This is a genomic window from Lysinibacillus sp. TE18511 (genome assembly GCF_054062295.1).
The window spans coordinates 110,328-135,431 of sequence record NZ_JBSSFD010000011.1; the positions used below are offsets into that span (position 1 = coordinate 110,328).

Genomic DNA, 25,104 nt, shown 5'->3' on the forward strand with positions numbered 1-25,104 from the left:
CAGATAGAGCAATAAAAATAAGTAGGTGACTTATGGTTCGAAGTGACATCATCCGCGGACACTTGGATTCCATTATTTTAAGGCTAATTTTAGAGAAAGATCGTTATGGTTATGAAATTTCTCAGGAAATAAGTCTCCGCACAAATAATCGTTTTCAAATTAAAGAAGCAACATTGTACGCAGTTTTTCAACGTCTAGAAAAAAAGGAAGTTATTGAAGCTTACTATGGCGATGTTTCACATGGAGGCAAAAGAAAGTATTACCGTATTACCCCTTTAGGTAAAGCTTATTTAAACGAGCTAGTAAAAGAGTGGTCGGAAGTAAAAGAAATTATCGACTTATTTATGGAGGGCTTAGAATGAAAAGAATAAAAAACCATATTGATGAGCTTTTTAAAGATATTCCTCGCAACAAGGAAACAGAGATGGTGAAACAAGAAATCATTCAAAATCTTGAAGAAAAAGTATTTTATTTAATGGATCAAGGGAAAGAGCAAGAGGATGCCATTAACAAAGCTATCGTAGAATTTGGAGATATGGAGGATTTGAAAAAGGAATTAGGCGTTAAGGAGCCCGAAAAGAAAAATATGGCCAAACTTAATTTAGAATTTTCTATTTGGGGCAGTGGGTTAATTATTGCATTTTTTATTTTTATTAATCTTTACTATACACCACAGACAATTTGGGCGATTTATCCAATCTTCGCAATATTATGGTGGCCACTCTCTATGTACTTCGTTTGGTCACGTAAGAAATGGAGTGAATAAAACATGAGGAACCTTATTAGCTTTTCGATTGCTGGTAGTTTGATGACTATGATATTTTTAGGCATCGTTAATTATACAACTTCACCTCAAGAAATTTGGTTTATATACCCGTGTTTACTGCTTTTGCTATGGCCAATTACTTTATATTTCATGTCTAAAAAAATGTATAAACAATATTCTCTTATTTGTAGTGCTATGATTATCGCATTTCTTATCATTGAAAATTATTTATATTCACCCGATCATTTATGGTTTATTTATGCGGTTTATCCAATCATCTGGTGGCCAATTCTTATGTACTTAGAAGAAAAAGCAAAAACCTTAAAAATTGCGCTAATAGGCTGTGCAACTACCATCATTTATTATTCCTTATTAAATATTATTTTGTCTCATCCATATCCTTGGGCGATCTATCCAGCATTTTTAGTAATATGGTGGCCCTTAGCTTTATACCATGCACAAAGAAAAACATTTGTAGCATTTTCCGTTACCTCTACAATTCTTATCAGTATCTTTTTTATTACCGTAAATATTGTCTCTTCACCAGAAGTAATATGGGCGATCTATCCAATTTTCGTCGTCCTATGGTGGCCTCTAAGCATGTACTTTTATGTTTATAAAAGAAAAATGTACAATTCAACAACTCTACCTAAAAGGATCTAAATATTTGTTTCAAATCACATTTAGTGGAAAGGGGCTATATGAAAAATATAAAGAAGTTTTTAATCTATTTTGGAATAATTATTATTATGTTACTAATTATAGCAATTCTGTTCCCTACATGGACTTCGGATATAAAAGGTGATAACAGTATAAGTTCATTAGAGCAAGTGAATATAAACGGTAGCGGTCATGAAATAATGATACGTGGCAAAGATAAGAATAATCCGGTCATTATTTTTGTACATGGCGGACCAGGATGTTCAGAAATACCGTATGCCAGTAAGTATCAAGACTTATTGGAAAACAATTTTACGGTTGTAAATTACGACCAAAGAGCAAGTGGAAAATCATATCATTTTTTCGAGGACTATTCTAATCTTTCATCAGACTTACTGGTAGACGATCTATTGGCTTTGACGGATTATATATCAGAGCATCTCGGCAAAGAAAAGGTCATACTAATTGGTCATTCTTATGGTACTTATCTTGCAACACAGGCTGCCTACAAAGCTCCTGAAAAATATGAAGCATACATTGGAATTGGACAGATTAGTGATATAGTGGAAAGCGAAATTGATGGTTTGAACTTCGTTATTGATCAGGCTCAAAATGCTGGCAATAAGGATGATGCTTTATATTTACAAGGGTTAACTGAACAAATTAAAAATGGTGATGCGTTTACTCCACGTAACTATATTGCGAAATACGGTGGGGCCTCAAGACTTATTGAAAATCCTGATGGTAATAACATTGGTATGTTATTTAGTAGTGAGTACAACTTATTAGATGTAATCCGTTATAACTATGGGGTATCTTACTCGCAAGAGGCTTTACTTCAGGAAGTAATAAAAACACCATTACCCACTATAGTAAAAAAACTTGAATTACCAAGCTATTTTGTTATGGGGAAATATGATTATCAAACTTCATCTAATGCAGCGAAAAATTACTTTGATATGATTGAAGCCAATAAGAAAGAATTTATTGCCTTTGAGGAATCAGCTCATTATCCGCAATTTGAAGAGAAAGAAAAATTTTATAAATGGATGTGCGATACTTTTATAAAATAACAGGTGTGTTGATTAACCATTTCTATCCACCCTAATTAAATTAGAAGGCTCTGATTTCCGCTGCGGGCGAGCGTCGAGCCGCTTCCCGACATCTCAGTAGTAGCCCCTATTATATATTTGCTATATAATTTAATTATTAAATATTTTAACAGGTGAGATTATATGTCAGATAACAATCAATTACGTAACGTGGAAATCATTATGAGAGAAATGCTTGAAATACAGCAAACATCGAAAATGTTTGTCAATCTTCTCTCTGAAGGAGAGTCACTATCTCAAAACCAACTTATCCTCCTTCTCCAACTAAAAATTAATGATGGAATGAAAGCAACAGAAATTGCTGACTTCTTTAGTGTGACACCTGGAGCAGTTACATCCATGTGCGATAAGCTAGAAAAAATAGATTTAGTACAACGGATTAGAGAAAGCGAAGATCGCCGAGTAGTCAAAATGGTTTTAACGAATAATGGCGCACTTAAGGTACAAGAAATATTTTTGAAATTCCCACAGGAAAAGCTTGAAGATATGGCAAGAGTACTAAATGAAGTTAATCAGTTAATGAAAAAAATTTTTTAGGATTTCATACAATTGAAATCCTTTTTTTATTGCCCAGAAAATACATAAAAAGCATATTTTCAGGCTCATCACCATAACGTGTGGTTGATTTCCGTTCCGACTGGGCGCTTTGCCGCTGACGCTTCGCTTTCGCGCAGAGCAGAGCTTCCTGGGGGCGTCCGATGAGCCGCTTGGGGTAACAGGATGTTGGTCACGAAGGCGTTATCACAGGACGTGATGTTTTTAGCCTTCGTTCCTCGGCCTGCTCGCTCCAGGGTCTCATTTGTGACGCTGATCCCCAAGAAGTCGCCCAGTCTCCACTCCAATCAACTTCTATACAAGGCATACGTCTTAACAAATGTCACCCACAACTTTTGGTGATGAGCCTATTTTCAGGATAGATATTCGGTAAATTTTTTGTTCTTGACAAAACAAAGCAACATATACTTTAATTAATATATGTTTTAATAATTAAAATATATATTAATTAAATTAACGTGAGGTGATTATCCATGATTCAAAAACTACGTACCGTAACCCTTACCAACGGCAATATTAAAGACTTAGCAACCGACTGTGAGCAATTAAATATCCGTGGATCTGTTGCTGTACATCAAGAAGTACGACTAAAAAAAATCTCTGCTCATGGACATAGCTCTTTTCACTCCCCTGTAGTAGCGCAAGTTTTAAATAGTACCGGATCATGTACGATAAAGGATTTTTGTGAGATTAATGAAATGAAGAGCGCCGGCAGTTTAAAAATGCGTAATGGGCAAGTACTGAAATTAAATAGTTCTGGAAAATTGACCATTGAACAAAGACTGGAAGCGGAAACTGTAGATTCAATTGGCATTGTAAAAGCAGCAGAAATACTGGCCAAATGTTTTCATTTAAAACTGTCTGGTGAAAGTGAAATTGGAGCGCTTATTGCAGATGAAGTATGGATAGAAAAGGATAAGATTTCTATCCTCCCATTATTAAAGAAAAAATTGATTTGTAATTATATAAAAGGGAAAAATTTACGTCTCTCCTATACGAATGCGGAAATCGTTGACGGAGATGTTGTGATTGTAGGAAGTCATTGTAGGATAAAGACACTTTACTATACAGAAAGCTATTCAATTGCTCCAAATGCTAAAGTACAACAAATAATACGGAGGGAAAATGAATGACATTCGTAAAAATCATTCAAGCCTTTTTTTGCTCGTTAGCACTCCTTGTGTTATCTGTCCTCTACGCAGGTTTGGTTTTAAGTGCATTATTAGCAATGTTAGCTGGGATTTTGCGAACGTTTGGTCTTGATCAAATAAAGATGAGCATATGGTATGGGGTAGATCTTCCAGTCATGTTCAGCATTCCCCTAGCCCTCCTTGTCGCTTTACTACTGTTCTTTTGTTCAATTTATGTAAAACGCTCTATTTCATTCTGCTTCTCTAAGCTTAGGTACTAAAATGTAAAAGCACACCTTTTTAATAATAAAAGATGTGCCTCTCCCCCTATTTCTATCTTTGTCCATTTTTATGAAGAACCTCCCGATGATGTTGTTATTGAGACTTATCAAAAGCATAAATCATCCATAAGGTTCTAATACATGGATATCCCCTCTACAGCTCACCTTCAAGAAACTTGGTCAGATATATTTCAGGCTTCGTAAGAAATTCTTTAAAGCTACACAAATCAGCATACTCCTGATGCTCCACATCATAACAGCCAATCTGCCCATTTTTCTTTGGATTCCATACTATCAGTAAATCTGAATAATTGTCGATATTTGCTGACAAACGCAGTAGCCTTTGACGACCACCCTTCATTTCAATCGTATCCGTTAGTGTAAAAAAGTCTATATAGCTAATTCCATAATCATTTGCATCTAGATCAAGGCGCAGCTTGTCTCCTGTAAGAAAGCTAATCAGTTCATCACTCAACTTATATTTTTTCAGCGCATACTTTTTGTTCTCTACATCATGTAGCTCAGATGGCTCTAGTGATTTCAAATAATCGGCCAAAGCTGTATTTTTATTGCCAACTGCAATCGTATATGGACGCTCACCATCTTTTTCTGCTAAAGTAACATCCGCTCCACGCTCTACTAAGTATTGCACCATAGCTAGATTTCCCATTCGTGTTGCCTCTGTTAATGGTGTCGCTCCATAAGGGTAAACCATATTTTTCTTATTGTAATTAATGTCCACCCCTTGATCGAGTAGATATGTAATGGTCTTCATGTCATGGTTTGACACAGCTTGACGCAATACGGGACCACAGTGTTGTTTTACATCCAAACCTAGTTCATGAATGAGTGGAATATTTTTTTTATTACCATAGTAGGCCTGTGAATAGGCACCAGACCCGACTTGATTTAGCATGTCCAGCTTCGCTCCATGCGCTACAATATAGCGAATTATATCTTCCTTGCAATAACGAACAGCTTGCAAAAACGCTGGATTATTTTTTACGTTCAGGTTAACATCATGCTCTACTAATAGCTTTACAACATTCAATCTCTGCGAAATAAGCGCCAAATCTAACGGACTTAATGAGATATGTTTACTCAATTTAATGTCTTCTTCAATATCCCACCCTACTTTGATGGCAGCCTGTAAAGCTGGAATATTCCCTTTGTAAATATACATAGAAATTTCAGGTAGTTCATTAAACTTCCCAATACCTTTTAGAGTAATCATCCAGTTCTCGGTCCTCCCTAAAGTTTCATGAAAAATTGGCTTTAATTGAAGGGGCATCTTTGATTAATGCTCTCCATTCAACTTTTTTGATTAAATCATGATGATTTTGTCATTAATTATAATCTATTTTAATATATTCATTAATATGAATGATAGTTTTTAACTATACTTATTTTGTAATTACAAGTTTTTTTTGGATTATCACCAAAAGATGTGGATGACATTTTTTAAATTATATGCCCTGTATATTAGTTGATTGGAGTGGAGACTGGGCGACTCCTCGGGGATTAGCGTCACAGATGAGACCCTGGAGCGAAGCGAAGCGGCTCATCGGACGCCCCCAGGAAAGCGCCCAGTCGGAACGGAAATCAACCACTCGTTATGGTGATGAGCTTATTTTTTGGAAACAAAAAAATAGAACCTTCAATCCAAAATTAGAATGAAGGTTCTATATTATATGTCGTAGAAACATGATGCTTATATCCACTGTTTCTACATCAAAATTTTATTTTAAACGAAGAGCTTCGTCTGTTGAAGCATTAAGTTCTTTAAGAAGCTCTGGGTTTTCTGCTAATTTTTTCCCATAAGATGGGATCATTTCTTTAATTTTAGGTTCCCAGTCTTTAACATTTTGAGGGAAGCATTTATTGATTACCTCAAGCATAACGTGTACAGCAGTAGAAGCACCAGGAGAAGCTCCAAGTAATGCAGCGATTGAGCCATCAGAAGCACTTACAACTTCCGTACCAAATTGAAGCGTTCCTTTACCACCAGCTTGAGTATCTTTAATAACTTGTACACGTTGACCAGCTACAATAATATCCCAATCGTCGCTCTTAGCATTCGGGATGAATTCACGTAGCTCTTCCATACGTTGTTCTTTAGATAGCATAAGTTGTTGGATTAAATATTTTGTTAATCCCATTTCTTTAACCCCTGCCGCTAATAATGTTGTAATATTATGCGGTTTTACAGAAGCAAATAAATCCATATTTGAACCTGTTTTTAAGAACTTAGGTGAGAAACCTGCGAACGGTCCAAATAGTAAAGATTTTTTGTTATCAATATAACGTGTATCAAGATGCGGAACAGACATTGGTGGAGCACCAACTTTAGCTTTTCCGTATACTTTCGCATGATGTTGTTCAGTAACTTCTTGGTTTTTACATTGTAAGAATAATCCACTGATTGGGAATCCACCAATGTGTTTCCCTTCAGGAATACCTGATTTTTGTAGTAATTCTAGGCTTCCTCCACCAGCTCCAAGGAAGACAAACTTCGCTGTATGGTATTCCATTTTACAGCCATTTTTGTCGTGCACTCGTACTTCCCATGAACCATCGCTAGTACGTTTCATGCTTTGAACACTATGATTGTAGTTGATGTCAACATTTTGAGTTTTTAAGTGGTCGATTAACATACGTGTTAATGAACCAAAGTTAACGTCTGTACCAGTGTCAATTTTTGTCGCAGCGATAGCTTCATCTGCTGAACGATTCTCCATAATAAGAGGAATCCATTCCTTTAGTTTTTCTGGGTTATCAGAAAATTCCATACCTTGGAATAAAGGATTTTTTGTCATTGTTTCATGACGTTTTTTTAGAAACTCTACATTTTCTTTCCCTTGTACTAAACTCATATGAGGTAAAGGCATAATAAAGTCTTGTGGATTATTGATCAGTTTATTGTTCACAAGGTAAGACCAGAACTGTCTTGAAACATGGAACTGTTCATTAACGTTAATCGCTTTACTAATATCGATTGATCCGTCTTTTTTCTCTGAAGTGTAGTTAAGCTCACAAAGTGCCGCATGTCCAGTTCCCGCATTATTTAATTCGTGTGAACTTTCTTCACCAGCTTTATCGAGCTGCTCAAACACTGTAATTTTCCAATCTGGCGCTAATTCTTTGAGCATTGTCCCCAAAGTAGCACTCATGATTCCGGCACCAATTAAGATAACATCTGATTTAATTTGTCTGTTACTCATTTTTACCTTCCTTATATATTAAGATTTGCAGAAAGGATGTAAAGCTCTCCTGCTTAGATATCACAGTAAGCCATGGAGTAACCTTGGAGCACACCTTTTCTGTATCAATTATTACCTTATTGCAGTTTATCACAATTACCTAAAGATTAAAATATCAACTATCTATATGAGAGTTATGTGCATTTTTCGAGCCTTCTTCTTAATAAATCAAGAGAAAAACCTCCTATTCCCTCATCAATAAATTCAGCATTTATTTAATCTTTATGGAATAATTGGCCTAAAAATGGCTAGCATTTTCATATAATAATGATGATTTTTTAATTATTATATCTCTATAATAACATAAAAATATGGAACCGGTCTTGTTTTTGCACCAGCCCAACTACATATTAAAATATAGCGAATGTTCTCAATATTTTCTAGTGCTATTTTAAAATTATTTCTTTTTTATTTTAACGCAAGGTGAAAGATCTATACTTCGACAGGACTTTTTATTTTCCAACCATCTATTTCAAAACCACCAACCTGATTAAATACATGGTTTACTAACTCTTCATAAATCTCGATCATCTTTTGTTCATCCGCTTCTTGTAATGCTTTTAAAAACATTTCTTTAAATATTGAATCGGGAAAAGCCTTTTTCACATATTTCTTAATGTATATTGGGTCTACAAGGTAGGATCTAATTTGATAGTAAGGAATGCTTTCTAAATTTAAAAATCTACAATACTCCGAGAATAAATTAGCTAATGAATTATAATAGACAAAGTGGGAATCTCCTTTGTCTTGTTCAAAACAGTCTTTTAAATTATCTAGTGAATCCCATAGTGAATACTTTTTTATTTCTAAAGCTGTTTTATTTAGTTCATCGTATTTTTTATTTAGCCATTTTTCAGCCTCGATTCTTAATTCACTAATTATTCCCGTGTTATCGAATAAAATCTTTCCTGTAATAAACTGAATCATGGACATTGTTCTATGGTTTTGAAAATCCTCTTGAAAGTATTTTTGAATTTGTTTTGGAGGGTTAGCAAAATATTCTATAAGAAAGCCATTAACACTTCTATTCCCTCTCTCTCGCCAATCAACATCCTCAGCTAAAATAATATGTACATCTATATCAGAACGCTTTGAAGGATGCCCAGTAATATAACTCCCACATACCAGTGCACCTACAACATCATTTCTACTCGTCCAATCTTTTAAAAACTCTTCAAGTGCAATTTTCCATTCTTCCATAAAATTATCATCACCTTTCTCAAAAATAAAATCGTTCAATACCGATATATTCAATATTTGTTTAGATACCCCTTCCGGAACTAATGACGCTGAATATGAAAAAACACAGCATTTTTAGCTGCATTAATTACATTATTATCATGCAAGAACTTGGTGATAAAATCATTTATTTACAACATAACAAGAACTATTTTGTTTTTTGCTTCTGAGGTTAAATAAAAGGAATTGGATAAAAATCCAATCCCTTTTATTTAACCTTGACTCTATGTCTAGACGATACATTTCACTTATTTAAAAAAATCAGCCAAATAGGTTTGAATAGATTCAGGTAATATTCGAAAGAACAATCCTTCATATTTAATGTCGAGAATACCAGCAATGAAAACCATAATAATGATGACTAATAAAAGGGGTTTCTTATTTTTAGAAATCCACTTCAATAGGTTCCCCTCCTCTGAATAACGTAATAGTTTGCAAGTTAAGTATATATTGATTCATGTGAGATATAAACCAATCCTTTTGATGATCCTAACATTCTCTGTCACCCAAGTTGGGAATGTTACATAAATTAAAATGATGCTGTTCTAAAGTATTATAAATTGATTTCAAATCAATCCCTTTGGATAAACAATACTTCTGTCTCACCAATATCGTTTAGAAAGGAATGGCTATGGTAAATTTCAAATCGTTTCGTGGGGTCGTTAGACAGATTGAAGATTTTTCGATTGGGCAAAATGGAGAAAGAGAAGGCTGTTATAAACTTATGACGGTAGTGGATGATACTGGCGGCATCGTCAATTTTGTCATCTCTCCTTCCACTTACTTTGTAAACCAAGAAATTGTGACTCTCGGTGATCGGATTACTGGATATTATGATGGAGATGCACCTGTACCGTTGATATACCCACCTCAATATCGTGCACTCGTCGTTGTTAAGGAAAATAACTTTCAAAATGTCAAAGTCGACTTTTTTAATAGCCAATTAGTGAGTAGTGATGGCCAATTACAACTAAATCTCTCCCCCTCTACTGTTATCTCGCTAAAAAACGGGCAGCCTTTTTTAAAAAGCCCAGCAAATCGAAACCTAATTGTTATCTATGGTCCTACTACAAGAAGCATTCCTGCGCAAACCACACCGTATAAAATAATCGTTTGGTGTTAACAATCCAAAAGAATAACAACAATATTTCCCAGGAAAGAAAGTGAAATGTTTCCTCATCTGCGCAACATTTCTCTAGAAACCGATAATTGACTGCAAGTGAACCTAATGAAAAATAATTAAGCGGCTTAAGCCCTTTTAGATTATAGGACTCAAGCCGCTTCATGCTTTTTATTATTTCTATTGTCTACTTACAGAGAGCAGTTCAAAATTGAGTAAGTTTATATCTTACTTTTCTTACACTTCATCTTTCATTTCATGTAGCTGTTGCTTGATCTGCTCTAAGTATTCTTTATTTTGTTGGACTGTATCCAAATGCTCACCATATTGCACTGCATTCATAAAAGCATTTTCAGCATGCTCTAGATGATTGAAAGCATGCTCAATTGCTATCTCCTCGGGGTGTGACTTTGCATTCTTTAATAAACGCTCTGCCTTTTGGACAGAGTTGCCGAACAAAGTGCTTGGATGATCCTTTTTCCAACTCGTATCTGAGTGTTTAGCCAATTATGCCTCTTCCCTTCCTGCTAATTAGATAAATTATCTAGACATAGTATTTTAAAATGTCCAGAAAATATGCACGAATGAATTAGCAAATAACCACAAACCAAAAAACGCATTCTTAAACAAAAATTAGAAAAAGAGGCGGGAGACTTCTGTACCTGTCGCTACGCTTTCGGTACAAAAGACATTTGCTGAAAGAAGTTAAACTTGTACCTCACTCATTAATTAATGCATGCGTATTATCTTCTGAGTCTTTAAAAAATACCATCCATGTTTCTGTTTGTCCCATTTTCGCTACAACATGTGGTTCATCAATAAAAGTAACTTCTTTTCTTACTAAATCCTCGTATGTCTTACTGATATTTTCTACTTGAAAATAAATTACTGAACTGGCATAAGTAAATTCATCTTTTTCTGGAAGGCTTAACAGGAGTCGCAATCCATTACAATCAAAGAACGCCATGCTATCCGTATTAAATAAAAGTGAAAGTCCAAGTATTTCTTGATAAAAATGGATTGCTTTATCTAACTTCTTAACAGGGATTCCAACTTGTCCGACTTTTTGAATCATGTTGATTTCCTCCTCATTAGTTGTAAGAACATTTCTTTCTTAAAGTTCTTGATTAGCCATCTTCTTATTGTCAGGATGAATACTTTTCATTCCTTCAAAAAATGGATACTCCCTACTTAAATATTTTTCTAGCTCTTCGTTATCACGAAGAAGCTGCTCTAAGTAATACTTTGAACATTCTATCCTTTTTTGAATTTCCTGTTGATCTTGTGTTGTCGAACCGTGTCCAGGTATGTGCGTCGTTATTTGATGATTAAGCAAAATATTTTCAGCTTTATTGATCGTATTTACATAGTCTTGATAATTGCTAAAGATGAACGGAAACTCAATATCTGACAGGTAATCACCAGAAAGAAATAGACCATCAGGCTCAATCACTGTAAATAAACCATCGTCCGTATGACCAGGTGCTTGATAAAATGTCATCGTAATCGAATCTAATTCTAATTTATGCCCATCCTCTGAAACAACAATATCTACAGTTGGGTATACGGGTGAATAGCTTCTATTCAAATAATATCCTTGGTCAAATTGTTTAATTTTTTGAATGATATCTTCTTTGTTCGGATTTTCATCAAATTGTTTAGATGCAATTACCTTAGCACCTGGAAAGGCTCCAGACCCAATAATATGGTCAAAATCGCTATGTGTGTAAATAATATATAGTTGTTTATCACCTTTAATGTTGTTTATGTAGCTCTTAATTTCTTCAATTTCAGCAGGTAACCAATTAGGATCTGTCATAATTACCGCTTCATTCGTTTGAATGATTGCCGAGGTAGTCATATATAATGCACTTTGAAAAACTGTAATATTATTTTTTTGAAATTGAATCATTATGGACCTTCCTTTTCCCCTTATTATTAATACATATTTCTTTAATTCTTATACATACGAATAGGTAGCATTTTAAAGTTAATGTGCCAGTTTGTTGGAAAAGAACTTTGATTTGTTCATTTGTCCTCTCTTAATTCAATAGTTCGAGGAATATCGATAAATTCCTTCTTTAGTAAAAAAAGTATGAGAAATCAATTTAAATTTCACATACTCTTAGGTTTTTTCTATTGATAAGTATTTTTTACGTTCCAATAAATAAAAGAACTAAGGCTTATGCCTTAGTTCTTCATCTCAATGTATTGAATAGCTGTCAAATATAAACTAGTGCCATGCAGTTCGCTCACTTACTGGTTGTTTTATGTCTGTTTTCTCTTGTGTTCCAGCAAAATTGTTTACTTGAGCTGAAGTCATATCGTACTCAAATTCAGAACTAAATTCCTCTTGCTGGAACTTCTTACGATTTTGGTTTACTGCTATTTGTTTCACACTTTGCGTCCCTTTGTCTTTTGCATTACTACGATTTGCATTCATATTTGACATACCCATCCTCCATTGATTTTTTTGAAAAGTAATAAAACAGATTGTCTATTTTACAACTTTTCACTATAAAGTTTGGCCAAGCTTATGAATTTTTATTTTAAAAATGATAGTCTTGGTTTTTAAAATTTTCGCTTCTATAAAATGCACTCCAAAAATTCAATACTATTCCAGGATATATCTACATCAGAGTTTACTGATTTAACGTACAAAAAATACGGTCATATCCATTATTCTCGCCTATAATAAAGTAGAAATCTTTCCATTCAATCGAGGAGTATCAACATGAACAAAAATACAGACAACACAGAAGTTATCTTCCTTTCTGACCCATCCGAATGCTTGATGCACCCATTTTATACTAAAAAAATTGTCTTTACAGGGGCTCTTTCCACTATGACACGTTCAGAAGCTGCGAAAAAAGTACGAGCTTGTGGAGGGATTATGCAAGGAGCTGTTACACAGGAGACAGATTTCGTTATTCTTGGAAAGAAACGTCGTGGTATAAGTACGAAACAATCGAAAGCTGAACAGTTGATTAGCCTTGGCCAGGATATTCAAATTATTCCTGAGGATGATTTTATTTGGCTCATTTCTATGTAAAAGGAAGATCCGCTGCCTCACATTTGAACACCTTTCTAGAACTCATTTCAATCAATTATGCCTCGGTATAACTGCGTCCGGAGGCTTTAACTTCTTTCAATGGATGTTTGGACACCGTCTGAAAGAAGTTAAAAAAGGTATGCAAAACAACTCTGTTTACATACCTTTTCACATATTCAGCTTTTGAAAAACCTTACTTTAACTGAAGGGATTTAATACGATGCATCATTATTTTCATCTTTCATATGCTTTCGAAAATCGGAAGGGGAGAAGCTTGTCATTTTTTTAAACATTCGACTAAAGTAAAAATAATCAGAATAGCCCACCCGTTCAGCGATTTCGGCAATGGATAAATTTGAGGTTCTTAATAGTAATCCGGATTTTTGAATTCGTAAATTCGTAAGGTATTCATTCGGTGTCACGCCCATTTGCTTTTCAAATAAATACGTTAATTTTCTACGCTCAATATTGAAATAATTTGCAACATCAATGGCCGTCAATTGTTTATTGTAGTTTTGTTGAATATAGTCAATAATTGCAGAAATATTTTCTTTTTCAGCTTTGCGCATTAATCTTTTATGCGATAGAAGCATTTCTTCTAAAATACTTAGACATATCACCTTCGATTGCAAGAAGGAGAGCCCACCAGGTATAACAAAGTTTTGTATCAATTGATTAAGCATGCCATCTAGCTTTATATTATCCCCTACCTTGATGGTGAAATGGCTATTATATAAAGGGAAATTAGTCATTTCCTCTTTAGGTAAAGTAAAATGGATGACAGCATATTCAAATACCATATTATTCGTTACATTTACCTGTAAATCTAGATTGGGCCCAGCATGGATAATATGCCCCTTTTCGAGTTCATATTTCTCCCCGCCAATGATAAAGTTAGCTGTGCCAATTAACGGAAAGATAAGACCACACACATTACTTGTAGTTTTCAACTTTTTTTCGGATTTTTTAGCTAGAAACTTATTTGTTATAACATCTACAAAAGTGATAGGTGCTAAAGTATAAAAATCTATTATTTGGCTCATATTCATAGCTAAAAACTCCTTATTTCTATATCTGTGTAAGTACTACGATTACTATTTCGATGCAAGATCAAATGGTAGACAAAGTGGCCCGCCTGTATACGGATCGCTAATAATATCTGCCTCAATTTTAAATACTTCCCTTAAAACCTCTTTTGTCACAACTTGAGCTGCTGTTCCCTCACTTACGATTCGACCATTTTTAATGGCTACAATATGATCCGCATAACGTGTAGCATGGGTTAAATCATGTACAACCATGATAATCGTTCTTTGTTGTTCTTCATTTAACCTTTTCAATAATTTTAACACCTCTAATTGATGAGCCATATCTAAAAATGTTGTAGGCTCGTCTAAAAATAAGATGTCGGTTTGTTGAGCTAGTGCCATCGCAATCCATGCACGTTGTCTTTGACCACCTGAAAGCTGGTCGACTGGTCGATCATAAAATTCGAACATCCCAGTAACTTCAATTGCCCAATTGACAATTTTTCGATCTTCTCGTGTCAAGGAACCAAAACCCTTTTGGTGAGGATACCGTCCATAACTAACTAACTCATGCACCGTTAATCCATCAGGTGCTATGGGGTTCTGCGGAAGGATGGCTAATTTCTTTGCTACTTCTTTTGTTGATTTTGAAAAGATTAATTCTCCATCTAATAAAACATGGCCAGTTAATGGGGACAAAACGCGTGCCATGGTTTTTAAAATCGTGGATTTACCGGAACCGTTTGCTCCTACCAAAGCGGTTATTTTTTGATTCGGAATGGATACGTTTAATTTATCTACAATCACATGGTTACTATAACCGATCGTTAAGTCTTTTGTTAATAATCGACTGGTCATTACAAAAATCCTTTCTTTAAGTAATTTCAGCTCATCCAAGTTTGTGGATGAGCATAAAAATTAACTTGATACTTTTGTTCGTGATAATAAATAAAGGAAGTATGGTGCGCCAATGACAGCAACGACTATGCCTGCTGGTATTTCAGATGGTTGGATAATCCAGCGACCAATCGTATCTGCCACTAAGACAAGGAATGCTCCAACCAATGCAGTAACTGGGAGTAAAGTTTGATGTTTGGGTCCTACAAGACGTCTAACTAAGTGAGGGGCAATTAACCCAACAAAGCCAATACCTCCACTAACTGATACTGCTGAGCCTGCTAGAATAACCGCTACAGCTAAAAGAACAAATCGATCTTTTTTTATGGTTGCACCTAATCCAATGGCTAAAGGATCTCCTAAATTTAATATGTTTAAAGCATGTGACTTACGCCAAGCCAACGGAATGAGAATAAGCAAAAAGGGTAACAGAGCTAAAACAAACTTCCAGCTAGACCCCCATATTCCACCTGCCATCCAAACCGCTACGAATTGATATTGCTCAGGCGTTAGTTTTAATGTGAGAATAATCGTAACTGCACTTATTCCTGATGCAATAGCAATTCCCGTTAATAATAATTTTTTCGGAGAGAACCCTGTTTCTTTTTTATATGATAATACAAAAATTATCGAAGCTGTCAATATTGCACCTAAACAAGAAAAAACCGGTAATAACATAATCATATTGAAATTTTGTGTTGGCATATATGCCACAAAGAGCATAACGACTAATCCTGCTCCTGCATTTATCCCTAATATCCCAGGATCAGCTAAAGCATTTCGTGTCACCCCTTGCAGGATACAACCAGACACTGCTAATGCAGCTCCAACTAACATTCCAATGATGATCCGCGGTAAACGAATATTAAATAAAATCAATTCTTGCTTAGCAGTACCATTTCCAAATAGGGTTTGAAATACCTCTACTGGTGTTAAGCGGATATAACCAGTATTCATGCTAATAACAAAGGTAAAAACAGTCAAAAGAATAAAGATCGTTACTACTATAAAATTTATTTTTTTTCTTTTCTTCTCTGCTGGCGAAATATAATCTAAATCCATTCATATTGCCCCCTTTTTTGTGTGTGCCAAATATAAAAAGAATGGCACACCGATTACTGCAATAAGGGCCCCTAATGGTGTTTCGTAAGGAGGATTAATTAATCTCGCAGCTACATCTGCATACACTACTAATAACCCACCAAGTACAGCAGAGCACGGAATAATATAACGATAATCTACCCCCACCAAGAGGCGTGTAATATGAGGAATGATTAAACCAATAAACCCAACTGCCCCAACTACTGTCACAGAAGTACCTGCTAAAATTAGAACAATAACTGTAGCTAGCAGTTTTATTAGACTAGTTTTTTGCCCTAAGCTAAGAGCTATATCTTCCCCCAGACTTAATAGTGTGATAGCTCGTGATAGCATAATCGCTATTATAATCGCACCGATAACAATTGGTGCAATGACCTTTAGCTGTTCCCAAGTTGTTGTAGACACACCTCCAGCAAACCAATAAGCTAAATCTTGACCGATTTGATAATAGAGCGCAACGCCTTCGCTTAATGCTGTTAACAAAGCACTAACGGCAGCTCCAGCTAACACTAATCGAATCGGTGTTATTCCCCCCGCTGACATCGAACCAATACCAAAGACAAGTGTGGCTCCTAAGCCAGCTCCTATAAATGCGATAAACACCATCATTAAATACGATAGATTGGGGGCAAATGCTAAGCATAAAGCTAAGGCAAATACACCTCCCGCATTTAAACCAAGCAAACCAGGTTCAGCTAAATCATTTCGTGTCATACCTTGCATAATCGCACCAGCTACTGCAAAACTTGCTCCCACTATGATAGCGCCAATCGTTCTTGGTAACCTGAGCTCCCAAATAATTTGGTGGGCTTTATTCTCCGGATCAAATTGAAGGAGAGCATCCAAAACGACAGATAAATTAATATCTGCAGCTCCAATGGAAACCGAGAGGCATATACTGAATAAAAGGAAAATGATCCCGACGGTTAAGATAATAGTTGTATTTATTTTTTGTTTTCTGTCAGTAGAATAAAAAATCACTTCTCCTGCTTCATATGTTTTTAACGTCATATCTTTTTCCCTTTGCTTTTAATCAAGATTTAAGGACAGCTTTTCGCATTTCTTGATTGCGTTGTTTGAAAATATCGTTATGTGAAGAAATGATACCGCCCTCTTTGGCCTCCGGCATAATATACTGTTTTGCTTTATTTACAGCATTTAGTGCATCGTAGAATGATGATGCAATCAAATGAACTTTCCCGTTAAAATGTAGAATATCTCCTGCTGCGTATAATCCAGGAACAGATGATTCACTCGCTGTATTACCTGCAATAAAATATTCATTTACCCGTTCAATCGGAAGCGGACTATTATCTAATAGTTCTTTATCACGTACATAGCCATGACTAATAACCACTTCGTCTACTGAAAGATTCAACACATGTCCAGTCTCAGAATTTGTAAGCTCCACAGATTGAATACATTCACTATCATCATCCGCAATCAATTTTGTAATTTCTGAATTAAAATAACATTCGATCCCGTTGTTTTTTAGTTCTGTAACTTGGGCTTCGTGAGCATTTAGCGTATCTTTTCGATAAATTAAATACACCCTTTTAGCTACTTCCTCCATTTCGAGAGCCCAGTCAACTGCTGTGTTCCCTCCACCCGAAATGACGACCACTTTATCAATAAACTTTTTATATGACTTAATTGTGTAGTTTAAATTCGAGGCCTCGAAATATTCTGCCCCTTCTAATTCAATTTTTTGCGGGTTAATAATACCTCCTCCTACAGCAACAATAACCGTTTTAGAGTAGTGTATATTTCCAGACTCGGCTAGTAATACAAAATGATCTGCTTCATTTTTTGAAATAGAAACAATCTTTTCATTTAAGAAAACGGAAGGACTAAATGTTAAACCTTGTTCAATTAATTGTTCAATCAATTTCCCACCTGTGATTGGTGTTACACCACCAACATCCCATATCATTTTTTCCGGGTATACATGAATTTTCCCACCCAGCTGGGGTTGGCTTTCAATTAACTTTGTTTTCATCTCACGTAATCCGCTATAAAAAGAGGAGTACAAACCTGCTGGTCCGCCACCAATAATTGTTACATCAAAAAGCTCCATCCATCTCACCTCTTCATGTGTTTTAAAAAGAAAATGTGACGCTGCTACTGCTGACAGCGCCAAATATTCGAACTTATACCTTATTTATCCTTTAAGATTTCTACCACTTGATCAATTCCATAGATTGTTGCAATTGGGGCGTCTTGTGCAAATAATGAACGGTCAACAATGTAGACGTTCCCATTTTTCACTGCATTAATGTTATTCCATACTGAATTTTTTTCGAAACCTTTAAGCGCATCTTCAGCAACTGTATACCCACTCTTATCTAAGAAAATAAATAAGTGATCTGGATTTAATACAGACATTCCTTCCATGCTCAATTCTTTTGCTATATCTTTCGGATACCCTTCAGGTACTTTTAGTCCTAACCCATTTTCTGGATTCGTCGGGGCAATATTCTGACCATAAAGCCAGAAGTTACCTTTTGGATTAACCGATGTAAAAACAACCGTTTCACCTTTGCTGACAAAATTCGCGAGTTCTTTACGACCTTCTGCAATTTTGTTATTTACTTCTTCCAGGATTTTTTCACCTTCAGCTTCTTTTCCAAATAAACTAGAGATTTCTGTCACCCCTAATTCTCGATCAAAAGACATCGAACGTTGATCTAGGTAAACAACTGGAGCAATCGCAGATAATTGATCGTACAGCTGGTCATGTACTCCCGCGGATGCCATGATTAAATCCGGCTCTAGCTCAATAATTTTTTCAATATTAGGATTACGTGTTTCTCCTACATCTTCAAAATCATGTTTTTCTACGTAGGGTTGGTAAGCTTCCCATTTATTAAATTGCTTATCTGCATCGGCAATACCTACAGGTACAATATCAAGAGATAAAAGTACATCTGGATATAATAAGTGCATGACAGAAACTACTCGTTTCGGCTCTTCTTGTAATACGACCTCTTTACCTAAAGCATCTACATATGTTTTTGGCCAAACCGATTCTGCTCCCTCTTTAGAATCATTTTTTTCCGATGTCTTAGTTTCTTCAACAGATTCAGTTTCCTTCTCTTTAGACGTATTTGAACAACCTACTAAAAATACAGATAAAGTGAGTGCGAATACAAAATACGCACATATTTTCTTCATATTACTTCCCCCTAAAATCCTTCTTTATTGATAATGATAATTATTATCATTATGGATTTTAGCAAATAGATTTCGTAGAGTACATAGAATTACTTAAAGAAGAATTGCATTATTTTATACATGTATTGTAAATAATACATATTCATCTTTTTCTTTATTTGGCAGCCCTGTTTTAGTTATAGAAATAATACTTTTTTTTCTAGTTATTATTGAGGGTGATTTTATTTGGCTCATATCTATGCAAAAGGAGGATCCGCTGCCTCACATTTGAACGCCTTTCTAGAACTCATTTCATTGAAAGAAGGATTGTAGTCCTACATAAATGACTAAAACACAAAATGCTCTTAAGAATTTTTGACTAATTTCTATATTTTTTTTCCTACTTGTTTATTACTACTGTAAAATAAAAAGAATGAGCTATTCGAAATGAATAAAGTAAACATTTAACAATAATTTATATAGGAAAACAATAAAAGATTGGGGGTTCATTTAAATGTCTATCGAACAAACGAGGTATTCTCGACTGGCCAATATAACGAAAATGATCAACATGAAGCAAGATTTACGCGAAGTATTGGAGCAAGTAACACTAGCAATATCTGAAGAAATCGTCACATGTGATTCTGTGGGCATTTATTTGCCGAAAAGTGATGGAACATTCAGAGGATATGTAGGAAAACCAGAAGTTATTAATGGTTGGACGTTGAATATGCATGTAATTGACACTGAAATAGATTTACTGGCAAAAGAAGTAATCGAAACAAAAAAAACCATCTATATCCCTGATACCTCAAAGGATACTCGACCTGATCCCAGAGCTGTTGAGGGGTTTCATATTAAATCTTTATTAGTTCTTCCCATCTCCTTTGAACAAGAGTTATTTGGGCTTGTTTTTTTATTTGATTATGGGATTCCAATGAACTTAACAGACGAAGAAATTCAAACGGTTGAGTCATATGTAAATATGGCTGCTGTTGCTATTCAAAACGCAAACAACTTAGCTTATAAAGAACGTCTCATTAACGAAAAGCAGTTGCTGCTTGATGTTACACGTGATTTATCAATGTGCTCCTCACTACAGAAGTGCCTTGATAAATGCTTTTTCTACTTAGAAAAGGTTTTAAATAATAATAATATAGGTGTTCATCTATTAGACCCTTTAGCAGAAAAAAGAATTAAACCGATTAAGTTGAGTAGAGATAGTGATTGGACAGAAGAAAATTGGCTAAAAACACATAACAAAATAAAAATTGACCAAAGCAATGATGCTGTCATTCAGGAGGTTTTTGAAACCAAAAAAGCAATTCTTATTCCTAATGTATTTGAGGATGAAAGACCTAATCATGAAGTTTGTCGCAATTTTGGTATAAACGGTTTAGTTATGTTCCCTGTGATTTCAATGGGTGAAATTTTAGGACAAATATCTATTGTTAATCTTGAAGAAAAAGCATTTTTCTATTCAGAAACTCAATTACAGCTAGCCCAATCAATTGTTGACACTACAGCATCTGCATTATCAAACCTTTTATATATGGAAAAGCAAGAAATCATTATCGAGGAGAGAACCTCGGAGATACTAATCAAAAATAAAGAGCTAGAAAGAGTTGTAGCAGAGTTACAGCAACTTAGCCGTGAAAAAGAGTTAATTCTCAATTCTGCAGGTGAAGGCATTTTCGGATTAAATCTTGATCGAAACATTACATTCTGCAATCCAGCAGGTGCACTCATGTTAGGTTATGAAACAGAGAAGGAATTAATCGGAAAATCAGTCGATTTAATTATGGGTCGAAGTGAAACAGAGGATAAAATTATGGTATCATCCTTTTTAAATATAAATTTCAACAACTACAAGAAATTTTTTCGAAAAGACAACTCCATCTTTCCGGTCGAATATGTCACCTCCTTAATCAAAGAAGGAGACAAGATTGTAGGAGAAGTTGTCACATTTAAAGATATAACTCAAAGAAAGCAACTAGAAGAAAAGATTAAATACCACGCTTATTTTGATAGTTTAACGGATTTACCCAATAGAATTCTTTTAAAAGAAAGACTAACTCAAGGACTGAAGTATGCAAAAGAAAATGGAGAAAAATTAGCCGTTCTATATTTGGATTTAGACCGTTTCAAGTTAGTCAATGATTCCCTAGGACATAGCTATGGAGATCTATTGCTCCAAGATGTTGCCAAACGTTTATGTGCTTGCGTTCCAGAAGATGCAACCGTATCACGACAGGGAGGGGATGAATTTACAATCTATTTACCTAATATTAAATGTGAAAATGACATTTTGAAGGTTATTAATTGTATAAATGCTTCTTTCTCTAAACCTTTCAACCTAGTAGACAATGAAATATATATTAAAACAAGTATTGGTATAAGCCTGTTTCCTGATAATGGTGATACTACAGAAACGCTAATCAAAAATGCAGACACAGCTATGTACAAATCGAAAGAAACACCAGGTACTAGCTACCATTTCTTCAGCGAAGGGATGGATACTAGAAATTTTGAAAATATCAAACTTGAAAATGAATTATATAAGGCTTTGGAGCAAGATGAACTAATTATCTTCTATCAGCCACAAATAAACTATAAAACAAACAGAATTAAGGGAGTAGAAGCTTTACTAAGATGGAATCATCGAGAACATGGAATGATAGCACCAGATAAGTTTATTCCAATTGCTGAAGAAACAGGTTTAATCGTCCCTATAGGTGAGTGGGTTCTCAAAGAAGCTTGCAAACAATTGAAAAAGTGGCATAATCAAGGATGTCCATTAATTAGCATGTCTGTAAATTTATCCGTCCATCAGTTCGAGCAGAATAATTTATTTTCTATCGTAAAAAATGTCCTAAAAGAAACAGATTTGTCACCTGAGTATTTACAACTAGAGCTTACAGAAAATTTAATTGTTAAAAATACAGAGTTAACATTTAACACGATGACGCAATTGAATGGAATTGGCGTAAATTTAGCTATTGATGATTTCGGTACCGGATATTCATCTTTAGGTTATTTAAAGAATTTGCCGATTTCCACATTAAAAATTGATAAATCCTTTGTACAAGAAATGTTAACCGATGATGCAGCAGCCATTACAAATACGATTATTACTCTTGCTCAAAATTTAAACCTTGAGGTTATTGCTGAAGGGGTAGAAACAAAAGAACAGGCAGATTTTTTATTGGCACAAAATTGTCATTTAATGCAGGGATATTTTTTCAGTAAGCCCATGAAGGCTGAAGATATTATGAAAAAATATTTCTATTAGCGTTCTATGTTCTATTTTAGAAAGTAAAGGAGAATTATTATGAAAGCAGCTCGTACGGTCTTAGAATATTTAAAAAATAACGGTGTTCAACATATTTTTGGTATTCCAGCAGGTTCTGTCAATGCATTTTTTGATGAACTCAATGAAATGAGCGGATTAACACCGATTGTAACAAAACATGAAGGAGCAGCATCATACATGGCTGCAGCTTACGCAAAATACACAAACCAGATGAGTGTATGTATTGGTTGTAGTGGACCTGGTGGGACAAACCTAGTGACAGGTGCTGCAAATGCCATGCGTGAGCATTTACCGGTTTTATTTTTAACAGGTGCTGTTCCAGTTAACACGGTCGGTTTAAATGCTTCTCAAGAGTTGGATGCTGAACCGATCTTTCAACCCGTTACCAAATATAGTATAACGGTTAAAGAATCAAAGGACTTACTGAAAGAAGTAGTAAAAGCCTCTGAAATCGCTATATCTGGAGTGCCTGGTCCAGTGCATATTGCTATACCTATAGATGTTCAACACGAAATAGTTCCAAACATAGAGATACCAGCTCCACCTAAGAGAACAGCAATAGTTCCTAACCTAGATACCATTAAAAATGTAGCTGAAGAGCTATTAACAAGAAAAAATGGTTACATATTGGTAGGACAAGGGGTAAGGAATTCAGTTGAGCAATTGCTAGAGTTAGCAGAAATACTAAATTGGCCGATTCTAACAACACCACAAGCAAAAGGATACATTCCAGAGAATCATCCTCTCCTAGTTGGCGTTTTCGGTTTTGCTGGCCACGAAGCTGCCTCAGAATTGATAGCTGAAGGCGATGGACAAGTATTATTAATCGTGGGTTCAAGTTTAGGAGAAACAGCAACAAATAACTACAACTTAAATCTTACGAAAAATCGTTTTTCTATACAAATGGACTATGATCAATCAGTGTTCAATCGAAAATATGAGATTGATCTACCTGTATTAGGTGATATAAATGTAAGTTTATTATTACTTATAGAAGAATTAAAAACTAAAGGGGCAACCCAAAAAAGCACTGCACTTGAGGTAAAAGAAAATAAAGAACTTGTTGGAGATATAGGGGAATATAATACGAAAAATGTTCTATCGAATATTCAAAAATATTTACCATCCTCCACTAGGTACACAATTGATATTGGCGAATTTATGTCCTATGTCATTCATCATATGAAGGTTTTAGATTATGATACCTTTGATATTAATGTACATTTCGGCGCAATGGGAAGTGGGATTGGGTCTGCCATTGGCTCAAAGTTAGCTGAACCTGAACGACCTGTTGTATGTATCACAGGTGATGGTTGCTTTTTCATGCATGGCATGGAAATATTAACAGCAAAAGAACATAATTTACCGATTTTATTTATTGTTATGAATAATGCTCGTTTAGGAATGGTATACCATGGACATAATCTACAGTTCCACCGTACTCACCCATCTTTTGAGCAAAATCCAGTTAGTATTAGTGCTATGGCTTCAGCTATGGGTATACCGAGTTTCCAAGTAACGGAACTACAAGATATTAACCAAGATATGATTAATAACTTATCAAATTTAAATGGTCCAGCAGTCTTGGAAGTAGTTTTAACAGATAATAATACGCCTCCTATGGGAGACCGAGTTAAATTTTTATCTTCTTTTGGAAAGTAGGAACTTTTGAAGTTTCATACATCCGCCTGAGGCTTTAGGCCAACAGATGTTTTTTGCGCGAAAGCGTAATGCTAACGCAGCGGCAGCAACATGGTTTCGTCTGTGCGAAAGCGCAGTGCCAACGTAGCGGCAGCAACAGGGTTTCGTCTGTGCGAAAGCGCAGTGCCAACGTAGCGGCAGCAACAGGGTTTCGTCTGTGCGAAAGCGCAGTGCCAACGTAGCAGCAGCAACAACAGCACGACGTTGGTCACTCAGTCATTTTCACAGGATGTGAAGATCTTAGCCTGAGTTCCTCTATTTCAGTGGGTGTTTGGACACCCGTTGAAATAGGAGCTTAAATCCGCATTCATCTCTCCAACTATAGAGGTGTAAGACTTCTGTACCTGCCACTACGCTTTCGGTACATAAAACACTTGCTGAAAGAAGTTAAATAAAAAAGTCATATAAATCGGGAATTATACTCCCCTTATATGACTTTTTTTATCTTATAGAGATTTTCTATGACACCGTAAACAACCTGTTATGTCTATATAATTACATCTCTATCGTAAGCCCGAAATATAAAAAAATAAGCGCACCTTCTCAGTACGCACGACTAATGGCCATCTACCCTGAATTTTTTCGGATAGATGGCTATTTTGCACATGTGGCTTGGATTTTTTTCGACCAAGGCATGTAACTCTTTAAAATCTCTGGCTGCTGATGAATCGGTAAATTTGGCAATTCTGTCATTAACGTCACTAGGTATTGATAGAAATCGATGCCGTTTGCTTTT

Annotated in this window: 28 protein-coding genes; 13 read left to right on the forward strand and 15 right to left on the reverse strand. The window is 35.3% G+C overall.

Annotation, left to right across the window (positions count from 1 at the left end; all coding sequences use genetic code 11):
* The first annotated feature begins 32 nt into the window (after positions 1–32).
* The 5 genes from ACVWXS_RS10990 to ACVWXS_RS11010 all read left to right on the forward strand — a co-directional run bounded on the left by ACVWXS_RS10990 (position 33) and on the right by ACVWXS_RS11010 (position 3,075).
* A complete protein-coding gene (locus ACVWXS_RS10990; RefSeq protein ID WP_068985757.1) occupies positions 33–362 on the forward strand; it encodes a PadR family transcriptional regulator in 330 nt (109 codons plus the stop codon).
* Positions 359–766 carry a permease prefix domain 1-containing protein gene (locus ACVWXS_RS10995; protein ID WP_368637254.1) on the forward strand — a complete coding sequence of 136 codons (408 nt, stop codon included), beginning with the start codon at positions 359–361 and terminating at the stop codon, positions 764–766. The genes ACVWXS_RS10990 and ACVWXS_RS10995 overlap by 4 nt, the downstream gene beginning before the upstream one ends.
* A gap of 3 nt (positions 767–769) precedes the next feature.
* The gene (locus ACVWXS_RS11000; protein ID WP_456958218.1) at positions 770–1,429 is read left to right on the forward strand and encodes a hypothetical protein; all 660 of its coding nucleotides are present in this window, start codon (positions 770–772) and stop codon (positions 1,427–1,429) included.
* Between the two features lie 38 nt (positions 1,430–1,467).
* A complete protein-coding gene (locus ACVWXS_RS11005) occupies positions 1,468–2,499 on the forward strand; it encodes an alpha/beta fold hydrolase (protein ID WP_456958219.1) in 1,032 nt (343 codons plus the stop codon).
* 162 nt (positions 2,500–2,661) lie between these two features.
* Positions 2,662–3,075, forward strand: a complete 414-nt coding sequence (locus ACVWXS_RS11010) for a MarR family transcriptional regulator (protein ID WP_456958220.1) — start codon at positions 2,662–2,664, stop codon at positions 3,073–3,075.
* 68 nt (positions 3,076–3,143) lie between these two features.
* Here the strand turns inward: ACVWXS_RS11010 and ACVWXS_RS11015 are convergent, their stop codons facing one another.
* Entirely contained in the window at positions 3,144–3,380 is a 237-nt protein-coding gene (locus ACVWXS_RS11015; RefSeq protein ID WP_456958221.1) for a hypothetical protein, read from the reverse strand.
* A gap of 186 nt (positions 3,381–3,566) precedes the next feature.
* On the opposite strand from ACVWXS_RS11015, the gene ACVWXS_RS11020 reads away from it, so the two are divergent.
* Positions 3,567–4,226 (forward strand): hypothetical protein, encoded by a 660-nt coding sequence (locus tag ACVWXS_RS11020; protein WP_456958222.1) that lies wholly within the window; start codon positions 3,567–3,569, stop codon positions 4,224–4,226.
* Positions 4,223–4,504 carry a hypothetical protein gene (locus ACVWXS_RS11025; RefSeq protein ID WP_456958223.1) on the forward strand — a complete coding sequence of 94 codons (282 nt, stop codon included), beginning with the start codon at positions 4,223–4,225 and terminating at the stop codon, positions 4,502–4,504. Before ACVWXS_RS11020 ends, ACVWXS_RS11025 begins: the two co-directional genes overlap by 4 nt.
* A gap of 154 nt (positions 4,505–4,658) precedes the next feature.
* On the opposite strand, the gene ACVWXS_RS11030 is transcribed toward ACVWXS_RS11025, so the two are convergent.
* Positions 4,659–5,738 carry an ankyrin repeat domain-containing protein gene (locus ACVWXS_RS11030; RefSeq protein ID WP_456958224.1) on the reverse strand — a complete coding sequence of 360 codons (1,080 nt, stop codon included), beginning with the start codon at positions 5,736–5,738 and terminating at the stop codon, positions 4,659–4,661.
* 256 nt (positions 5,739–5,994) lie between these two features.
* On the opposite strand from ACVWXS_RS11030, the gene ACVWXS_RS11035 reads away from it, so the two are divergent.
* A complete protein-coding gene (locus ACVWXS_RS11035) occupies positions 5,995–6,126 on the forward strand; it encodes a hypothetical protein (RefSeq protein ID WP_456958225.1) in 132 nt (43 codons plus the stop codon).
* 117 nt (positions 6,127–6,243) lie between these two features.
* Here the strand turns inward: ACVWXS_RS11035 and ACVWXS_RS11040 are convergent, their stop codons facing one another.
* The 3 genes from ACVWXS_RS11040 to ACVWXS_RS11050 form a co-directional block, all read right to left on the reverse strand.
* Positions 6,244–7,725, reverse strand: coding sequence for a malate:quinone oxidoreductase (locus ACVWXS_RS11040; RefSeq protein ID WP_402986956.1), 1,482 nt, complete (start codon positions 7,723–7,725; stop codon positions 6,244–6,246).
* Between the two features lie 471 nt (positions 7,726–8,196).
* Entirely contained in the window at positions 8,197–9,003 is an 807-nt protein-coding gene (locus tag ACVWXS_RS11045) for a nucleotidyltransferase domain-containing protein (protein ID WP_456958226.1), read from the reverse strand.
* Between the two features lie 248 nt (positions 9,004–9,251).
* Positions 9,252–9,404: a hypothetical protein gene (locus ACVWXS_RS11050; RefSeq protein WP_456958227.1), complete on the reverse strand. Its 153-nt coding sequence runs from the start codon at positions 9,402–9,404 to the stop codon at positions 9,252–9,254.
* Positions 9,405–9,634: 230 nt separating this feature from the next.
* On the opposite strand from ACVWXS_RS11050, the gene ACVWXS_RS11055 reads away from it, so the two are divergent.
* Positions 9,635–10,126 (forward strand): hypothetical protein, encoded by a 492-nt coding sequence (locus tag ACVWXS_RS11055; protein ID WP_456958228.1) that lies wholly within the window; start codon positions 9,635–9,637, stop codon positions 10,124–10,126.
* A 234-nt stretch (positions 10,127–10,360) separates the two neighbouring features.
* On the opposite strand, the gene ACVWXS_RS11060 is transcribed toward ACVWXS_RS11055, so the two are convergent.
* The 4 genes from ACVWXS_RS11060 to ACVWXS_RS11075 form a co-directional block, all read right to left on the reverse strand.
* Complete coding sequence (locus tag ACVWXS_RS11060) at positions 10,361–10,630, reverse strand: hypothetical protein (protein ID WP_456958229.1); 270 nt, start codon at positions 10,628–10,630, stop codon at positions 10,361–10,363.
* 211 nt (positions 10,631–10,841) lie between these two features.
* Positions 10,842–11,198 (reverse strand): VOC family protein, encoded by a 357-nt coding sequence (locus ACVWXS_RS11065; RefSeq protein WP_456958230.1) that lies wholly within the window; start codon positions 11,196–11,198, stop codon positions 10,842–10,844.
* A 39-nt stretch (positions 11,199–11,237) separates the two neighbouring features.
* The gene (locus tag ACVWXS_RS11070; protein WP_368637240.1) at positions 11,238–12,035 is read right to left on the reverse strand and encodes an MBL fold metallo-hydrolase; all 798 of its coding nucleotides are present in this window, start codon (positions 12,033–12,035) and stop codon (positions 11,238–11,240) included.
* Positions 12,036–12,356: 321 nt separating this feature from the next.
* Positions 12,357–12,575: a hypothetical protein gene (locus ACVWXS_RS11075; protein ID WP_374964435.1), complete on the reverse strand. Its 219-nt coding sequence runs from the start codon at positions 12,573–12,575 to the stop codon at positions 12,357–12,359.
* A gap of 282 nt (positions 12,576–12,857) precedes the next feature.
* On the opposite strand from ACVWXS_RS11075, the gene ACVWXS_RS11080 reads away from it, so the two are divergent.
* The gene (locus tag ACVWXS_RS11080; RefSeq protein WP_423490177.1) at positions 12,858–13,175 is read left to right on the forward strand and encodes a BRCT domain-containing protein; all 318 of its coding nucleotides are present in this window, start codon (positions 12,858–12,860) and stop codon (positions 13,173–13,175) included.
* A 212-nt stretch (positions 13,176–13,387) separates the two neighbouring features.
* Here ACVWXS_RS11080 and ACVWXS_RS11085 read toward each other — a convergent pair whose 3' ends face one another.
* The 6 genes from ACVWXS_RS11085 to ACVWXS_RS11110 all read right to left on the reverse strand — a co-directional run bounded on the left by ACVWXS_RS11085 (position 13,388) and on the right by ACVWXS_RS11110 (position 19,375).
* Complete coding sequence (locus tag ACVWXS_RS11085; RefSeq protein ID WP_456958231.1) at positions 13,388–14,224, reverse strand: helix-turn-helix domain-containing protein; 837 nt, start codon at positions 14,222–14,224, stop codon at positions 13,388–13,390.
* A gap of 45 nt (positions 14,225–14,269) precedes the next feature.
* Positions 14,270–15,061 (reverse strand): ABC transporter ATP-binding protein, encoded by a 792-nt coding sequence (locus tag ACVWXS_RS11090; protein ID WP_368637236.1) that lies wholly within the window; start codon positions 15,059–15,061, stop codon positions 14,270–14,272.
* 60 nt (positions 15,062–15,121) lie between these two features.
* Complete coding sequence (locus ACVWXS_RS11095) at positions 15,122–16,162, reverse strand: FecCD family ABC transporter permease (RefSeq protein ID WP_456958232.1); 1,041 nt, start codon at positions 16,160–16,162, stop codon at positions 15,122–15,124.
* Complete coding sequence (locus tag ACVWXS_RS11100; protein WP_402986933.1) at positions 16,163–17,212, reverse strand: FecCD family ABC transporter permease; 1,050 nt, start codon at positions 17,210–17,212, stop codon at positions 16,163–16,165.
* Between the two features lie 22 nt (positions 17,213–17,234).
* Entirely contained in the window at positions 17,235–18,278 is a 1,044-nt protein-coding gene (locus ACVWXS_RS11105; protein ID WP_456958233.1) for an NAD(P)/FAD-dependent oxidoreductase, read from the reverse strand.
* An 80-nt stretch (positions 18,279–18,358) separates the two neighbouring features.
* Complete coding sequence (locus ACVWXS_RS11110) at positions 18,359–19,375, reverse strand: ABC transporter substrate-binding protein (protein WP_423490173.1); 1,017 nt, start codon at positions 19,373–19,375, stop codon at positions 18,359–18,361.
* Positions 19,376–19,925: 550 nt separating this feature from the next.
* On the opposite strand from ACVWXS_RS11110, the gene ACVWXS_RS11115 reads away from it, so the two are divergent.
* Genes ACVWXS_RS11115 through ACVWXS_RS11125 form a run of 3 tightly spaced genes read left to right on the forward strand, consistent with a single transcriptional unit; the run spans position 19,926 to position 24,550 of the window.
* Positions 19,926–22,646 (forward strand): bifunctional diguanylate cyclase/phosphodiesterase, encoded by a 2,721-nt coding sequence (locus tag ACVWXS_RS11115; RefSeq protein WP_456958234.1) that lies wholly within the window; start codon positions 19,926–19,928, stop codon positions 22,644–22,646.
* Between the two features lie 39 nt (positions 22,647–22,685).
* Positions 22,686–24,329: a thiamine pyrophosphate-binding protein gene (locus ACVWXS_RS11120; RefSeq protein WP_456958235.1), complete on the forward strand. Its 1,644-nt coding sequence runs from the start codon at positions 22,686–22,688 to the stop codon at positions 24,327–24,329.
* A 53-nt stretch (positions 24,330–24,382) separates the two neighbouring features.
* Positions 24,383–24,550 carry a hypothetical protein gene (locus ACVWXS_RS11125; protein WP_456958236.1) on the forward strand — a complete coding sequence of 56 codons (168 nt, stop codon included), beginning with the start codon at positions 24,383–24,385 and terminating at the stop codon, positions 24,548–24,550.
* The last annotated feature ends 554 nt before the right edge of the window (positions 24,551–25,104 follow it).